The organism is Curtobacterium sp. MEB011 (assembly GCF_030209655.1).
GTDB lineage: Bacteria > Actinomycetota > Actinomycetes > Actinomycetales > Microbacteriaceae > Curtobacterium > Curtobacterium poinsettiae.
The window spans coordinates 36,999-51,146 of record NZ_JARVRN010000013.1; the positions used below are offsets into that span (position 1 = coordinate 36,999).

Consider the following 14,148-nt stretch of genomic DNA (forward strand, 5'->3'; position numbering starts at 1 on the left):
CATCAGGAGCTCCCCCACACCCGGCACACCATCCAGACCACCAGAGGAAGACCACTCCATGACGACCACCGACCGGTCCGCCCTGCGCGCGGACTGCGGCAACTGCTTCGCGCTCTGCTGCACCGCCTTCGGGTTCCAGCGTTCCGCCGACTTCCCGATCGACAAGCCCGCCGGCACCCCGTGCGGGAACCTCGCTGACGACTTCTCCTGCACCATCCACCAGACGCTCCGGCCGCGGGGGTTCCGGGGGTGCACCGTCTTCGACTGCTCCGGTGCGGGCCAGTACGTGTCGCAGACCCTCTACGACGGGGTCAGTTGGCGTGACCACCCTGACTCCCGCGCGGAGATGTTCCGGGTGTTCCCGATCGTCCGCCTGCTGCACGAGATGCTCTGGCACCTCGCCGAGGCGCAGGACCGTGCGGTCACGCCCGACTCGGCGGAGGACGCCGGGCTCCTGACGCGGGAGATCCGGCGCGTGCTCGTCGCAGGTCGCCCGACGCTCCTGGCGCTCGACGTCGAGCCGCTGCACGAACGCGTCCGGGACGTCCTGGTCGAGCTGAGCGGCGAGGTCCGGGCCAGGTACCGCGCCGGCCAGGACGATTCACGGGCCGGATTGCTGCGACCGGGGGCCGACCTCGCCGGTCGTGATCTGCGGGGCCGGCCGATGGCCGGCGCCGACCTGCGGGGTGCCACCGCGATCGGGGCGGACCTGCGCGGCGTGGACCTGTCCGGCGTCGACTTGCTCGGGGTCGATCTGCGGGACGCCCGGCTCGACGGAGCGGATCTGTCCACCGCGCTGTTCCTCACGCAGGCGCAGGTGAACGCGGCAGGCGGTGACACCGCCACGATGCTGCCCGACGGGATCGACCGACCGTCGCACTGGGTATCGGAGGTGGTCGAGCGGACCGTGCACCGGATCCCCCGGAACTGACATCCGTTCTCATCTATAAATGTATTGCAACTTCTGCATGCGTGGCCTACGCTGAGGGCATCCCAACCGTCGATCAGCAGGAGGTCACCATGGCCGAGCACGAGAACAGCGCAGAGCACACCGTCGCCGAGCACACCCACCAGGACGGCTGCGGCCACGAGACGGTCCAGCACGAGGACCACGTGGACTTCGTCCACGACGGCCACAAGCACGCCCAGCACGGCGACCACTACGACGAGCACTGATCTCCTGATCAGCGCAGGCCCGTGATCAGCACCGATCAACGGACCTGCACGACGGCCCCGACGCACCGCGCCGGGGCCGTCGTGTTGCATGCACGTATGCGCGTGCGCTTACATGAGTCCATGTCAGACGGGATCGAAGCAGCGGCGGACCTCTTCAAGGCGCTCTCCTCGCCGGCGCGACTGCGGATCCTCTCCGCGTTGATCGCCGGACCGTCCGACGTCGGCTCGCTCGCCGACGCGACCGAGCTCTCGCAGCCGCTCGTCTCCCAGCACCTGCGCACGCTGCGGCTCGCAGGCATCGTGCAGGTCGAGCGCATCGGGCGGAACGCCGTCTACTCGCTCCACGACGAGCACATCGCCCACATCGTCGGCGACGCGGTCAGTCACGTCAGCGAAGCCGGAACCGACACCGACTGAACCGGCTGCTGCTGCCAGACACCGCTCAGCAGCACTCGCAACCGACAGCTGCACGCTCCCCCGTCAGCGCGGCGACGGGCTGCTTGCACGCGTCGCCGCGCCAGGCTTCGAGCCCCTCACGCACGGCGAACCCGACCACGACGAGGCCGGCGAGCGGATCGGCCCACCACCAGCCGAACAGCGTGTTCGCCAGCAGGCCGAGCAGCACCGCCGCCGACAGGTAACTGCAGATCAGCGTCTGCTTCGAGTCGGCGATCGCGGAGGCCGAACCGAGCTCACGTCCGGTCCGCCGTTCGACGAGGCTCAGGAACGGCATGACCGCCAGGCTCACCGCGGCGAGGACGATGCCGACCGGGCTGTGCTCCGGTGAGCGGACACCCGTGAACGTCAGGACGGCGTCGATGCTGACCACGGCAGCGAGCCCGAAGAACGAGACCGCGATCACCCGGAGCGCCGTCCGCTCCCGCGCCTCCGGGTCCCGCGCGGCGAACTGCCACGCGACGGCCGCTGCCGACAGGACCTCGACGATCGAGTCGAGCCCGAAGCCGATCAGCGCGGTGGACGACGCCACCGAACCGGCGGCGATCGCCACGACGGCCTCGAGCACGTTGTAGGCGATGGTCGCCGCGACGATCCAGCGGATCCGTCGCCGGAGGACGCCAGCACGGACCGGCGTGAGCGAAACCACGGCGGCGGTCACCGCTCTGCCCCGCAGCCGACGTCCACGGCGCAGCCGTCACCGTCACCATCGCCGTCGCCGTCGACGTCGACTGCCAGCACCACGTCGACCAGGGACTCGAGCGCGCGGGTGATGTTGCCGTCCGCGATCTCGTAGCGGGTCCGCCGTCCCTCGGGCACGGCGACGACGATCCCGCAGCCGCGCAGGCACGCCAGGTGGTTCGACACATTGGTCCGGGTCAGCTCGAGTTCCTCGGACAGCCGCGCCGGGTAGCCGGGGTCGTCGAGCAGTCGGAGCAGGATCCGCGCTCGGGTCGGGTCGGACAGTGCCCGTCCGAGCCGGTTCAGGACATCGAGCCGCGGGGCAATGGTCAGCATGCGCTGACCATACATCGGGCCGCGCCCAGACCGCCACAAGTCCGGACGACACGTCTCGCCCTCGGACATCGCGCGAGCTCAGACGTCCCCGAGCCGCCGCCCGGTCAGCCCGTCGTTCCAGCTCGTGCGTCCGCCGGGAGCACGCGACTCGTGCACGCCGTCGTGGCCGCTCGGTCGATCGCAGCGCCAGCGGTCGAAGACGCTGCAGCAGCGGTGGTCGGGTCGGTGGTCGGTGTCGTGGTTCTCGTGCATCGCACCGATGAGACGTCACGACGCAGCGTTTCGTCACGAACCGGCGCCGAACTCCCTGCACCACGAACGATGGTGAGCAGGAACGGTCGAGTCCCCCTTCAGCACCCGACCGTTCCTGCTCACCAACCGCTCGCGACGCGAGCGAAGCCCGCGCCCGCGACCCCGCGCCTAGCGCCTAGCGCTTGAGGTTCGTGAGCTCCTGCAGCACCTCGTCCGAGGTCGTGATGATGCGGGCGTTCGCCTGGAACCCACGCTGCGCCACGATCAGGTTCGTGAACTCCTGCGACAGGTCGACGTTCGACATCTCGAGCGTCCCTGCCGCGAGCGAACCGACGCCGGCCGAACCGGGGCCCCCGACCGTCGCACCGCCCGAGTTCGCGGTCGCGCGGTAGCCCGACGCCCCGGTCTTCTCCAGGCCGGCGGGGTTGGCGAAGGTGGCCAGCGCGATGCGGCCGAGCGCGAGCGACGCACCGTTCGAGAACGTGCCGGTCACGGTGCCGTCCTTCGAGATCGAGTAGCCCTGCAGCGCCCCGGCCTCGCGGCCGTTCTGCGAGCCGATCGCCGCGGTGTTGAGCGAGGCGAACCCGGTCAGGTCACCCATGTCGACCCGGATGCCGCCGACGGCGAGGGTGCCGCCGGCGGTCAGCTTGCCGTCGGTGCCGAAGGTCAGCGAGGTGGTCGCCGTGGTGCCCTGTCCGTTGCGCCCGGTGACGTCCCAGCCGCCGGCGGTGCGCGTGTAGGCGAGCGACATCGTGTGCTTGGCACCGGAGGCGTCGTACACGGTGGCCTCGCGCGTGATGGTCTGGCCGACGGCGGTCTCGGACGGCAGGTTGCCCGCGACGGTGGCCGCGGTGGTGCGGACCGCCGGGGCTGCTGCTTCGAGCGGCAGCGTGATGTCGGACAGCTGCCCGTTCTCGTTGACGACGCCGTTCGTGGCCGGGTAGCCCTGCACGATCTTGCCGTCGGCGGTGACCAGGCGGCCGTTCGCGTCGAAGTCGAACGCCCCGGCGCGGGTGTAGACGGTGTCGTTGCCCAGGCGGGTGACGAAGAACCCGTCGCCCGAGATCATCAGGTCGGTGGCCTTGCCGGTGGCCTGCGCCGACCCCTGCGAGAAGTTCGTGGAGACCCCGGCGACCTGCACGCCCAGGCCGATCTGGGCCGGGTTCGTGCCGCCGATGCCGGTCTGCGGTCCGCCGGCACCCTGGGTCATCTGCGACAGGGTGTCCTGGAACACGGTGGTCGACGACTTGAAGCCGACGGTGTTGACGTTGGCGATGTTGTTGCCGGTGACGTCGAGCATCTGCTGGTGGGAGCGGAGGCCGGAGATCCCGGAGTAGAGCGAGCGGAGCATGGTGCGTCCTTTCGGAGAGGCAGGGAGATCGAGGGAGAACGAGGAACAGCGAAGAACGGAGCAGCGGGCGTCAGGACGCCGGAGCGGTGGTGGTGATGCCGGAGATCACGTCGAGAGCGACCTCCTTCCCGTTCACGGTGACCGTGGGCACGCTCTTCGCGTACGACACGGCCGAGGCGGTCCCGGTGACGGACCCGCCCGAGTCGGCGTCGGTGTAACTGACCTGCTTGCCGACGAGGTTCGCCGCGGCGATGCGCATCTGGAGCGAGAAGTTCTCGTTCCCCGTCGTGGTCTGGTTGGTGATCTGCTCCATCATCGCGAGCTGCGTCTGCTGGCCGATCATCTGGTTGGTGTCCATCGGCGACGACGGGTCCTGGTTGCGCAGCTGCGTGACGAGCAGCTTCATGAAGACCTCGGAGTCCATCGTCTGGGACTTCTGTGCGGTGGAGTTCGCGGCGAGGGCCGCGGCCTGCGCGGTCGGGTCCACGCTGCCGGTGATGCCGTCGATGGGCATGGTGCGTTCCTGTTCGTGAGCCGGATCAGGCGAGGACGTCGAGTCCCGCGGTGCGGATGGAGGGCGTGTGGGTGGCGGGCTGCGTGCGCGGGGTGCCCCGCGCCTCCAGTCCGGGGTCGCCAGGCAGCACACGTGCGGCCGGGCGCTCGTCGCGACCCGGCGCGTCCTGCGGCTGGTTCTGCGACGACAGGTCGAGCGTGGTGCTCACACCGGTGCCGCCGGCGTCGCGTCGCAGGTCCGGCAGCACCTGGCGGACGGCCTCGCGGCCGGCGTCCGACGCGGCGAACAGCTCGACGTGCATGCCGTGCGCGGTGACGTGCGCGCGCACCGTGACCGGGCCGAGGCTGTCCGGCACGACCTGCACGGTGACGACGTGCTCGCCGGGGCCGGCCTGTGCGAGCGTGAACACCGGTCGCGCCAGCTGCTGGGCGAGCGGCGCCGGGGCCGGCGCGGTCGCCGCGGCGGGCGCGGCGGTCGGCGTCGTCGACATGACGAACGGGGTCTCGCCACCGCGGCTGGGGACGACGGCCGGGAGGCCCGGATCGCCCGGCGTCGACGCCTGCTGCTGGGTCCCGTGGCCGGCTCGGGAGCCGGTGCCGGCTGCCGGGGCGGCACCCGCTGCGACGGCCGGCAGCGGGGCCGGGGTGCCGGTGGAGGTGGCTTCGTCGGTCCGCGTCGGTGCCGCGGCCGGGATCGCCGCCGCCGGGACAGCGACGGTGGCGCCGGCGACCGCGGTCGGCGCGGGGGCGGTGCCCGGAGCGGCCTCGGAGGCAGCTGCCGGCGACGCGGTGCCCCTCGGCGGCACCGCGGGCGCCGACGGAGCGGTCGCCGTCACCGCGGGCACGGCCGGCGCCGTCGCCGGTGCCTGCTGCGGGGCGACGGAAGCGGTTCCGCTCGTCGGCGTCGGGGCGGACGAGGTCTGTGACGCCGTGTCCGCGGCCGGCACCGGCACCGGCTTCGGTGTGGTCGTCGGGATCGCAGCGGTCCCGTCGGTTGCGTGCGGGCCAGCCACGGACGGCTCCCCCGTGCGGACGGCGGCCTGGCCCGCCGTCGTGCTCGTGGCGACGGCAGCCGGAGCGGCCGGTGCGGCTGGCGTGGCCGTGAGCCCGACGGCGAGCAGCGACTGCGCGTCGACGGACGTGGGATCGGTCGCCGGCACCGACCGGTCCGACGTCGAGGTCGAGGTCGACGCGGACGGCGTGACAGCGGTGCTCGGCGTCGCGGCCGAACCGTCCGCTGTGCGGCCCTCGGTGTCGTCCCGCTCGGCAGCACCGTCGCCGGCTCGCCGCTCGGTCGCGACGGCGGCGGTCAGTGCCGCACCGAAGGACCCGGCAGCCGCAGGGTCGGACGCTGCACCCCGGGTGGGGCTCGGTGCGGTGGGCACGGACGGCTGGGTGGCGATGGTCAGGCTCATGCGGCGCTCCCGGACTGCATCATGGACAGCAGCGCGGCGGTCTGCAGGTCGGTCGCGGAACGCGCAACCGAGGCGCTCGGCGCGGTGACGGCCGCCGGGGCCGCCTGCGCGGGGACGATCCGCCGGATCGTCGCGATGTCGCCGTCGGAGTACCAGTTGTCGACGATCCGGACGTCCTTGCCGGGGCGCGGCGCGTGCAGCACCTTGCCGTCGCCGACGTAGATGACGACGTGGCCCTCGCCCTTCGGGATGATCAGGTCCCCGGGCTGGGCGTCCTTGAGGGAGCCGACCTCGACGCCCATCTTCGCCTGGTCCGGCACAACCCGGGGCATCGTGACCCCGAGGTCCTTGAAGACCGTCTGCACCAGGCCCGAGCAGTCCATGCCCGCGGTCGTCTCCCCGCCGAACACGTACGGCACGCCGAGGTACTTCTTCGCGTCGGCCACGACGTCAGCCCCGGTGGCACCGCTGCCGGTGGCGAGGGTGCCGGCCCCGGCGTCGACCGAGGTCGCGGGGGCACGGGTGGCCGTCGGGGTGGCCGAGGCCGTCGCACCGGCAGCGGTCGCGGCGCCGGTCGTGCCGTCGGTGGTGGCGAGGGCGTCCGCGAAGGCCGCGGACCCCGCGGCACCGCTGGCGGCGGAGGCGCTCGGGGCAGCCGTGGCCGTCCCGCCGCGCAGCGTGTCGATCTGGGACCGGATCTCCGAGATCCGGGAGAGCACCGCTTCGACACTCATCGGGCACCACCTTCCGTGCGGCGTCGTGCCGCGATCTCGTCGAGGGCGTTCTGTTCGGTCCGGAGTTCCTCGGCCGCCTGCTGCTCGGTGTGCTTGCCCTCGAGCTTCTCGAGTCCGACGGCGGCACGGCGGGCGGCGGTGTAGTCCTGCTGCGCCCGGTCGGCGTCCGCGCGGCGGTTCTGCACGACGGCGTCGAGCTCCTCGAGCATCCCGCGCGTCGCGGCACGTGCTGCGGCGACGGCGCTCAGGGTGGCGGCGTCCTGGATCGGCCGGGCGTCCTCGCTGTCGGCGAGGCTCCGGCGTGCGGCGATCCGGGCGTCGGCCGCGTCACGCACACGCTCGTTCGCGGTGGCGAGCGTGGCGGCGGCACGGTCCTGCTGGGTGTGCCGCAGGCGCAGGAGCCCGGCGAGCGGGAAACGGCGGGCCATCACGACACCCCCAGCTGCTGCACGAGGCCGCCGAGGCGCTGCCAGGACGCATCTGCGGTGGCGCGCTCGTCCATGCCCTGGCGCAGGAAGGCGTCGATCGATCCCTGGTGGTCGACCGCGGCGTCCACCAGGGGGTTCGACCCGCGCTGGTAGGCGCCGACGTCGAGCAGGTCCTGGGCACCGGCGCGCGCGGCCATCACCTTCCGCAGCACGGTGGCCGCGGCTCGCTGCTCCGGTCGGGTGACCTTCGAGGCGACACGGGAGACCGAGCCGAGGGCGTCGACCGACGGGAAGTGCCCGGTGATCGCGAGCTTGCGGTCGAGCACGACGTGACCGTCCAGGATGCTGCGGGCGGCGTCCGCGATCGGCTCGTTGTGGTCGTCGCCGTCGACCAGCACGGTGTACATGCCGGTGATGCTGCCGATGCGGTCGGTCCCGGCGCGCTCGAGCAGGCCGGCGAGCACCGAGAACGTCGACGGCGGGTAGCCCCGGGTGGCCGGCGGCTCCCCCACCGACAGGCCGATCTCGCGCTGCGCCATGGCGACGCGCGTGAGTGAGTCCATCATGAGCACGACGTCCTGGCCGGCGTCGCGGAACGACTCCGCGATGCGGGTGGCCACGAACGCGGCACGCAGGCGCATGAGCGCGGGTTCGTCCGAGGTCGACACGACGACGATCGAGCGGGCGAGCCCCTCGGGTCCCAGGTCGTCCTCCAGGAACTCCCGGACCTCGCGGCCGCGCTCCCCCACCAGGGCGATGACGTTGACGGCCGCGTCGCTGCCCCGCGCGATCATCGAGAGCAGCGAGGACTTGCCCACGCCGGACCCGGCGAACAGGCCCATGCGCTGCCCACGGCCGACCGTGGTCAGGGTGTCGAGGACCCGCACGCCGAGCTGCATGGGCGTGTCGATGCGGGTCCGCGCCATCGCGCTCGGGGTGTCGTGGTCGAGCGGGACCCAGGTGACGGGTTCGCCCCGGGGGCCTTCGAGCGGGCCGCGGTCGTCGATCGGCCGGCCGAGCCCGTCGAGCACCCGGCCGAACAGTCCGGAACCGGTCGGCACGAGCACCGGGCGGCCGGTCGGACGCGCCGGTGTGCCGGCGGTGACCCCGATCAGACGTCCGAGCGGCATGCAGCGGATGCCCGAGGCATCGGTGGCGACGACCTCGACCGCGGTCTGTTCGCCGTCCTCGGCGCCCACCGTGACGACGTCGCCGACGCGGGCGTCGAGCCCGGCGATCGTCAGCCCCAGGCCGACGGCGCTCGTCACGACGCCCACCCGCTGGGGTGCGGCGCGCAGCAGCGCCTCGTCGAGGCCGCGCGGGCGGAGCAGGGTGGCGGTCACCGGTCGGCTCCCGTCGCGTCGACACCGAGCGCGGTGCGTGCGCGGTCGAGCGCCGTCGCGATGCGCGCGTCGAGGATGCCGTCCGGCAGGTCGACGACGGCGTCGCCGTCGCGCAGCGTGCCGTCCGCCATCACCGGGACCGGCAGGTCGAGCCCGGCGACGCGCGCAGCGTCCGCCGGGCTGAGCCGGACGGCCACCGGGACCGTGCGGTCGACGGACGCGAGCGCCCGCCGGACGGTGGCCTCGGCGCCGGAGGTGATCCGGGCCTCCCGGCTGCCCGGTCCGTCGAGGACGGTCGCGTCGTGCGCGGGCCTGGAGGCGCGGACCACGTTGCCGACGATCGCCTCGGCCAGGTCGACTGCCGCGCTCGCGACCGACGCCTCGGCGTCCGCCAGGACGGGTGCGACCGCGGACAGCAGGGCGTTCGTGGCGGCGTCGAGGACCGCGATGCGACGTGCCGTGTCGGCCTGCAACGCGGTGACCCGGGCGGCGTGCTCGGCTTCGAGCCGGGCGCGCAGGGCCTCGGTCTCGGCCTGCGCAGCACGCAGCCCGGCGGTGTAGCCGGCCGCGTGCCCGCGGACGTCGGCGCTCGACGCGCGGTCGCGTCCGGCGGTGGCGGTGATCGCCGGGAAGGCGACGCGGTGCACGACGGTGTCAGTCAACGAGCTCGTCCTCCTCGGCGCGGTGCACGGTGACGATGCCCTGGGCCTCGAGTTCCCGCACGGAACGGACGACCTCGGCACGCGCTTCCTCGACCTGCGAGACCCGCACCGGGCCCATGGCCTGCAGCTCGTCGTCGAGCAGTTCGCGGTTGCGCTCGGACACGTTCGCGCGGATGGTCTCGACGACCGGCCCGGCGGCGCCCTTCATGGCGGTCGCGAGGATCTTGGAGTCGATGCCGCGCAGCACCTGCTGGATGTCGCGGGACTCGAGCTTCACGATGTCCTCGAAGGTGAGCATGCGGGAGCGGATGTCCTCGGCGAGCTCCGGGTCGCGGGCCTCGAGTCCCTCGAGCACGGCCTTCTCGGTCGCGACGTCGGAGCGGTTGATGATGTCGACCAGGGGTGCGATGCCGCCGACGACCTCGACGCTCTCGCGCGGCGAGACGACCGCACCGGCACGCTGGCGCAGCACCCCGGCCACGATGCCGACGGCCTCGGGCGTCGCGCTGCCCATGGTGGCGAACGCCTGGGCGACGTCGGTGCGGACACGCTCGTCGACGCCGGCGAGCACGGCGCTGGCCTGCCCCGGGCCCAGGTGCGCCAGCACGAGGGCGATGGTCTGCGGCAGCTCGCCCTCGAGCAGGGTGACGACCTGGCCGGGTTCGGCGTCGTCGAGGAAGTCGAACGACTGCCCGGCGAGGTTCGAGGCCAGACGGTCCATCACGCCGGCGGCCCGCTCGGCGCCGAACGACGCCTCGAGCAGCCCGAGGGCGGTCTCCTTGCCGCCGCGCTTCTGCGTGCGGCCGCTCATCGTGAGGCGGTGGAACTCGCTCATGGTCTGGTCGACGACGGTGTCCTCGAGGCGGCGCATCCGGACGATCTCGGCGGAGATCTCCTCGGCCTCCATCTCGGTGAACTGCTTCATCACCGCGCTCGCGCGCTCGGTCTCCATCTGCATGAGGATGAGCGCGACCTTCTGCGCGCCGGTCAGGGCACGGTCGCTCGGGCCGGTTCCGCCGCCGGGGCTCGGCATCAGCGCGCTCACACCGGCGCCCGGTCGTCCAGCAGCCCGCGCAGGAGCTCGGCGGTGCGCTTCGGGTCGCGCTCGGCCAGGGCGGAGATGTCCTGACGGCGGCGCTCTGCCGTGATCTCCTCGGTGGTCAGCACCTCGGTCGGGGCGTCCCCGGCAGGCATCGCCGAGAGCACGGCGGTCGGGGCGTCACCGGCACCGAGCGTCGCCCGGTCGTCGAGCCCGTCCATCGCGAGGGGCAGCTGGAACGTCTCGCCGGCGAAGGCGTCGAGCTCGCCGAGGTCGACGGCCTCGCGCTCCTGCTTGCGGTTGCGGCGGGCGACGAAGAACATGATCGCGATGACGGCCAGGACGATGCCGATCACGATGCCGGCGGTGCGGATCGACGACCACAGTGCTTCCTGCTGGTCGGCCTTCTGCTGCTCCTCGAGCGCCTTCGCGGCCTGGTCGGAAGCACTCGTGTCGAAGTCCATCATCGCCACCTTGACCTGGTCGCCACGGGCCTGGTCGACTCCTGCAGCGGCGGACACCAGGTCGTTGATGCTCTGCAGGTTCGCGTTCTGCACGGCGTCGGCCTTCGAGTTCAGCGCGACCGAGATGGTCTGCCGGTCGAGCCCGCCCGAGGGGATCTGCGTGGTCTCGGTGGTGTGGTCGACGGCGTTGTTCTTCGTCGCCGACTCGTTCTTGTACCCGTCGTCGCCGGCGCCGCTCGTGGCGGTGCCGTTCGGGACGGCGATGTTGTCCGGGCCGAGGACGCCGGTGGCACCCTTCCCTGCGCCGGCACCGGCGCCGTACTCCTCGGTGGTGCTCGACTCGTTCAGCGCGACCGGGCCCGAGGTCGGGCTCGTGTAGCTCTCCGACGTCCGGGTGCCGGACTCCTGGTTCATCGTCCCCGAGACCACGACGGTCGCGTTGCCGGCCCCGAGCGTGGTGTCGAGGAGGTCCTGGATCTTCTTGCTCGTCGCCGCGTCGTAGTCGGCGGCCTGGTCCGCGCCGCTGCCGGTCGCACCGGTGCCCACCGCCGACAGGGTCTGGCCCTTCGCGTCGACGACGGAGACGTCGGTGGGCTGCATGCCCTCGACCGAGGCGCTCGTCAGGTGCACGACGGCCTGCACCTGGTCGGTGCTGAGCTGCGTGCCGTTCTCGGTCGCGATGAACACCGACGCGGTCGGGTCCTTCTCCTCGGACACGAACACGGACTTCTCCGGGATCGCGAGCTGCACGGTGGCGGTCTGCACGCCGTCCATCGCGCCGATGGTCTTGGCGAGCTCGCCCTCCATCGCACGCTTGTACGTGACGTCCTGCTGGAACTCCGAGCTCGTCACGCCCATCTTGTCGAGCAGCGAGTAGCCGCCCTCGTTCGACGACGGCAGGCCGTTCGACGCCGCCTTGAGCCGCTCGGAGTACACCTGCGCCTGCGGCACGAGGATCGTCGCACCGCCGTCGGTGAGCTGGAACGGCACGCCGTCGGTCTGCAGCTGGTCTGTGATGGAGCTCGCGTCGGCCGCGGCGAGCCCGGTGAAGAGCGGCGCGTAGGACGCCTTGCCGAGCCAGGACGCCAGGGCGATCCCGCCGAGCACGAGTGCCGCGATCGCCAGGATCGCGATGGTGCGCTGGGCGGCGGAGAAGCCCTTGACGTACGCGGACAGGCGCGCGAGGACGTTCTTGACGGCGACGGGCATCAGGCCTGCATCCTCATGATCTCGTTGAAGGCGTCGACGCCCTTGTTGCGGACGGCGGAGACGAGCTCGAGCGTGACCTGCGCGCGGGTGGCGGCGATCGTGGCGTCGTGGATGTCGTCGAGGTTGCCGGTGACGGCCTTGAGCGCGAGGGTCTTCGAATCGCTCTGCAGCGACTGCAGCCCGTCGACGGCGTTGCCGAGGCTCGCGGCGAACCCGCTGCCGTCGGTGCTCGTCGCGCCCGCAGCGCCGGCGACGTCGCCGGACGTGCCGGACACACCGGTCAGTGCGTTCGTCATCGCGTTGGTGGTCACACCGTTGACGGCGTCGATGGGCATCAGTTCTTCCCGATCTGCAGTGCCGCCTCGTAGGCGGTCTTGGCACGGTCGACCACGGCGGCGTTCGCCTGGTAGCCGCGCTGGGCCATGATGAGGTCCGCCATCTGCGTGCCGAGGTCGATGTCGGGCATGCGGACGTAGCCCTCCTCGTTCGCGAGCGGGTTGTCCGGGTCGTAGGTGACACGGCCGGCGGCGCTGCCGAACGCGGCGCCCTTGACGTAGGCACCGGAGACGCCGGCGCCTTCCTGCACCTCGACGTACCGCGCCTGGAACGCGGTGTCGTCCATCGACTTCACGGTGTTCGCGTTGGCGATGTTGTCCGAGACGGCGTCGAGCCACTTCCGGTGCACGGTCAGACCGGTGCTCGCGATGCCGATCGCGTCGAAGGTCGTCACGAGTTCGTCCGCATCGCCGCACGGACGCTGGTGAGTTCGGAGTTCATCGCCTGCGTCGCGAACTGGTACCGCAGCACCGTGTCGATGTTCGACAGCGTCTCCTCGTCGAGGTTGACGTTGTTGCCGTTCGTGTTCGTCGGCTCGAGGCTGCGCGCCATCGTCGGCGTGGTGGCGCCGTCGCCGTCCACGATCGACTTCGCCAGGGCGTCCTCGAACTGGACCTTCTCGGCGTGGTAGTTCGTCGTGTTGATGTTCGCGATGTTGTTCGCGATCACCTTCTGGCGCATCGACAGGCCGTCGAGTGCACTCTGCAGCGCGACGCTCGTCACGGAATCGAACACGGAAGGGTCCCCCTCGTCAGGGCGTGTCGTCGTGCTGACGACGTCGCCGTGCGGTGGTGGCCGATCCCTGGCCGAACTGGTGAGCGATCCGTGCTCGTGGGGCGCTATCGGAGCCCGTCGTCGGCCGCGTTAGGCGTCGCCCCGAACGGGGGGCGGGCGGCGCTGCACGGGGCGGAGCACCCGAGATGCGACAGAGCACCCGTCGGTCGACGGGTGCTCTGTCGCAGAACTGGTGCGGGGGCGCGGGTCAGGCGGACGCGTCGAGGTACACGGACCCGCGGGGCTCGCGCGTGGCGTCGACGGCGCGCAGGGCACCGAGGTGCTCCAGCGTCGAGCGGCGGTCCGCCTCGAGCGTCGTCATGCGGTCCCGCTGCGCGGCGAGCAGCCGGGAGGCCCGTCCCACCAGGTCGCGCGGCAGCGGTCCCAGCCCGGCTGGCTCCGACCACCCGGCCACGGCCGTGGAACCGGCCGCCTGCCCGGCGGCGTCGCGTTCCAGGGACGTGAGCAGGGCCTCCCAGACGGCTCGCCCGTCGGGCTGCTCAGGCGACACCGAGGGCTCCCCCGGTCGGCTGCTGCGTGGCGGGCGTCGCTGGCAGCGACGCGGCCGCCTCGTGCCACGACTGACGCAGCGGCTCGAGGATCCGGATGCAGTCGCGGGTCGCCTGCACGTCGCGGTGCACGTTGGCGGTGATGAGCGAGGTGGACGCGTAGTTGTACACGGCGAGCAGGCCCTCGCCGCCGTCCCAGACGTCGATCCGGAGCGTGCTGGACAGCTCCCCCACGATGGCCTGGGCGTGCAGGAGCTGTTCGCGTGCCGCCGCCCAGTCGGCGGCGACCTGCGCAGCCTCGGCCCGGTGCAGGTCGAGCAGCAGTCGGTCGTAGAGCATCGTCACGAGCTGGGCCGGGGTCGCCGAGAGCACGGCCTCGTTCGTGTACTGGGCACGTCGCTGGTCGGTGACGGTGCGGGGCTGGGCGGCCTGGCGGAAGGCGGCGGCCTGGAAGTCGAAGGTCATGGTCG

General features: G+C 72.3%; 20 protein-coding genes. 3 read left to right on the top strand and 17 right to left on the bottom strand.

Translation table 11 applies throughout. The annotated features are described in order from the left end of the window. Positions 1-58: 58 nt before the first annotated feature. The 3 genes from QRN30_RS15790 to QRN30_RS15800 all read left to right on the top strand — a co-directional run bounded on the left by QRN30_RS15790 (position 59) and on the right by QRN30_RS15800 (position 1,593). Positions 59-931 carry a pentapeptide repeat-containing protein gene (locus QRN30_RS15790; RefSeq protein WP_140448026.1) on the top strand — a complete coding sequence of 291 codons (873 nt, stop codon included), beginning with the start codon at positions 59-61 and terminating at the stop codon, positions 929-931. 89 nt (positions 932-1,020) lie between these two features. Beyond that, complete coding sequence (locus QRN30_RS15795) at positions 1,021-1,176, top strand: hypothetical protein (protein WP_017887460.1); 156 nt, start codon at positions 1,021-1,023, stop codon at positions 1,174-1,176. Between the two features lie 120 nt (positions 1,177-1,296). Continuing rightward, entirely contained in the window at positions 1,297-1,593 is a 297-nt protein-coding gene (locus QRN30_RS15800; RefSeq protein ID WP_017887461.1) for an ArsR/SmtB family transcription factor, read from the top strand. Positions 1,594-1,618: 25 nt separating this feature from the next. On the opposite strand, the gene QRN30_RS15805 is transcribed toward QRN30_RS15800, so the two are convergent. From QRN30_RS15805 to QRN30_RS15885, 17 genes are all read right to left on the bottom strand, one after another. After that, entirely contained in the window at positions 1,619-2,293 is a 675-nt protein-coding gene (locus QRN30_RS15805; RefSeq protein WP_017887462.1) for a cation efflux transmembrane domain-containing protein, read from the bottom strand. Next, positions 2,290-2,649 (bottom strand): Cd(II)/Pb(II)-sensing metalloregulatory transcriptional regulator CmtR, encoded by a 360-nt coding sequence (gene cmtR, locus QRN30_RS15810; protein ID WP_284761361.1) that lies wholly within the window; start codon positions 2,647-2,649, stop codon positions 2,290-2,292. The genes QRN30_RS15805 and cmtR overlap by 4 nt, the downstream gene beginning before the upstream one ends. Positions 2,650-2,727: 78 nt before the next feature. Then, on the bottom strand, positions 2,728-2,901 hold the full coding sequence (locus tag QRN30_RS15815; protein WP_156155264.1) for a hypothetical protein: 174 nt from the start codon (positions 2,899-2,901) through the stop codon (positions 2,728-2,730). 175 nt (positions 2,902-3,076) lie between these two features. Then, complete coding sequence (locus tag QRN30_RS15820; RefSeq protein ID WP_017887465.1) at positions 3,077-4,252, bottom strand: flagellar hook protein FlgE; 1,176 nt, start codon at positions 4,250-4,252, stop codon at positions 3,077-3,079. A 70-nt stretch (positions 4,253-4,322) separates the two neighbouring features. Continuing rightward, positions 4,323-4,766 (bottom strand): flagellar hook assembly protein FlgD, encoded by a 444-nt coding sequence (locus tag QRN30_RS15825; RefSeq protein WP_042537086.1) that lies wholly within the window; start codon positions 4,764-4,766, stop codon positions 4,323-4,325. Between the two features lie 25 nt (positions 4,767-4,791). Continuing rightward, positions 4,792-6,180 (bottom strand): flagellar hook-length control protein FliK, encoded by a 1,389-nt coding sequence (locus QRN30_RS15830; RefSeq protein WP_056068512.1) that lies wholly within the window; start codon positions 6,178-6,180, stop codon positions 4,792-4,794. Then, positions 6,177-6,914 carry a C40 family peptidase gene (locus tag QRN30_RS15835; RefSeq protein WP_284761362.1) on the bottom strand — a complete coding sequence of 246 codons (738 nt, stop codon included), beginning with the start codon at positions 6,912-6,914 and terminating at the stop codon, positions 6,177-6,179. Before QRN30_RS15835 ends, QRN30_RS15830 begins: the two co-directional genes overlap by 4 nt. After that, positions 6,911-7,342, bottom strand: coding sequence for a flagellar FliJ family protein (locus QRN30_RS15840; RefSeq protein ID WP_194590875.1), 432 nt, complete (start codon positions 7,340-7,342; stop codon positions 6,911-6,913). Before QRN30_RS15840 ends, QRN30_RS15835 begins: the two co-directional genes overlap by 4 nt. Next, entirely contained in the window at positions 7,342-8,685 is a 1,344-nt protein-coding gene (locus QRN30_RS15845; RefSeq protein ID WP_284761363.1) for a FliI/YscN family ATPase, read from the bottom strand. The genes QRN30_RS15840 and QRN30_RS15845 overlap by 1 nt, the downstream gene beginning before the upstream one ends. Continuing rightward, positions 8,682-9,347, bottom strand: coding sequence for a FliH/SctL family protein (locus tag QRN30_RS15850; protein WP_042537077.1), 666 nt, complete (start codon positions 9,345-9,347; stop codon positions 8,682-8,684). The genes QRN30_RS15845 and QRN30_RS15850 overlap by 4 nt, the downstream gene beginning before the upstream one ends. Beyond that, complete coding sequence (gene fliG, locus QRN30_RS15855) at positions 9,340-10,380, bottom strand: flagellar motor switch protein FliG (RefSeq protein WP_042537259.1); 1,041 nt, start codon at positions 10,378-10,380, stop codon at positions 9,340-9,342. The genes QRN30_RS15850 and fliG overlap by 8 nt, the downstream gene beginning before the upstream one ends. 8 nt (positions 10,381-10,388) lie before the next feature. Next, positions 10,389-12,059 (bottom strand): flagellar basal-body MS-ring/collar protein FliF, encoded by a 1,671-nt coding sequence (gene fliF, locus QRN30_RS15860; RefSeq protein ID WP_042537076.1) that lies wholly within the window; start codon positions 12,057-12,059, stop codon positions 10,389-10,391. Next, positions 12,059-12,394, bottom strand: a complete 336-nt coding sequence (gene fliE / locus QRN30_RS15865) for a flagellar hook-basal body complex protein FliE (protein WP_017886137.1) — start codon at positions 12,392-12,394, stop codon at positions 12,059-12,061. Before fliE ends, fliF begins: the two co-directional genes overlap by 1 nt. After that, positions 12,394-12,789, bottom strand: a complete 396-nt coding sequence (locus QRN30_RS15870) for a flagellar basal body rod protein FlgC (RefSeq protein ID WP_017886136.1) — start codon at positions 12,787-12,789, stop codon at positions 12,394-12,396. Before QRN30_RS15870 ends, fliE begins: the two co-directional genes overlap by 1 nt. Continuing rightward, complete coding sequence (locus tag QRN30_RS15875) at positions 12,786-13,130, bottom strand: flagellar basal body protein (protein ID WP_017886135.1); 345 nt, start codon at positions 13,128-13,130, stop codon at positions 12,786-12,788. The genes QRN30_RS15870 and QRN30_RS15875 overlap by 4 nt, the downstream gene beginning before the upstream one ends. A gap of 247 nt (positions 13,131-13,377) precedes the next feature. Beyond that, on the bottom strand, positions 13,378-13,680 hold the full coding sequence (locus QRN30_RS15880; RefSeq protein ID WP_284761365.1) for a hypothetical protein: 303 nt from the start codon (positions 13,678-13,680) through the stop codon (positions 13,378-13,380). After that, positions 13,670-14,143, bottom strand: coding sequence for a flagellar export chaperone FliS (locus QRN30_RS15885; protein ID WP_017886133.1), 474 nt, complete (start codon positions 14,141-14,143; stop codon positions 13,670-13,672). Before QRN30_RS15885 ends, QRN30_RS15880 begins: the two co-directional genes overlap by 11 nt. Between the last annotated feature and the right edge of the window lie 5 nt (positions 14,144-14,148).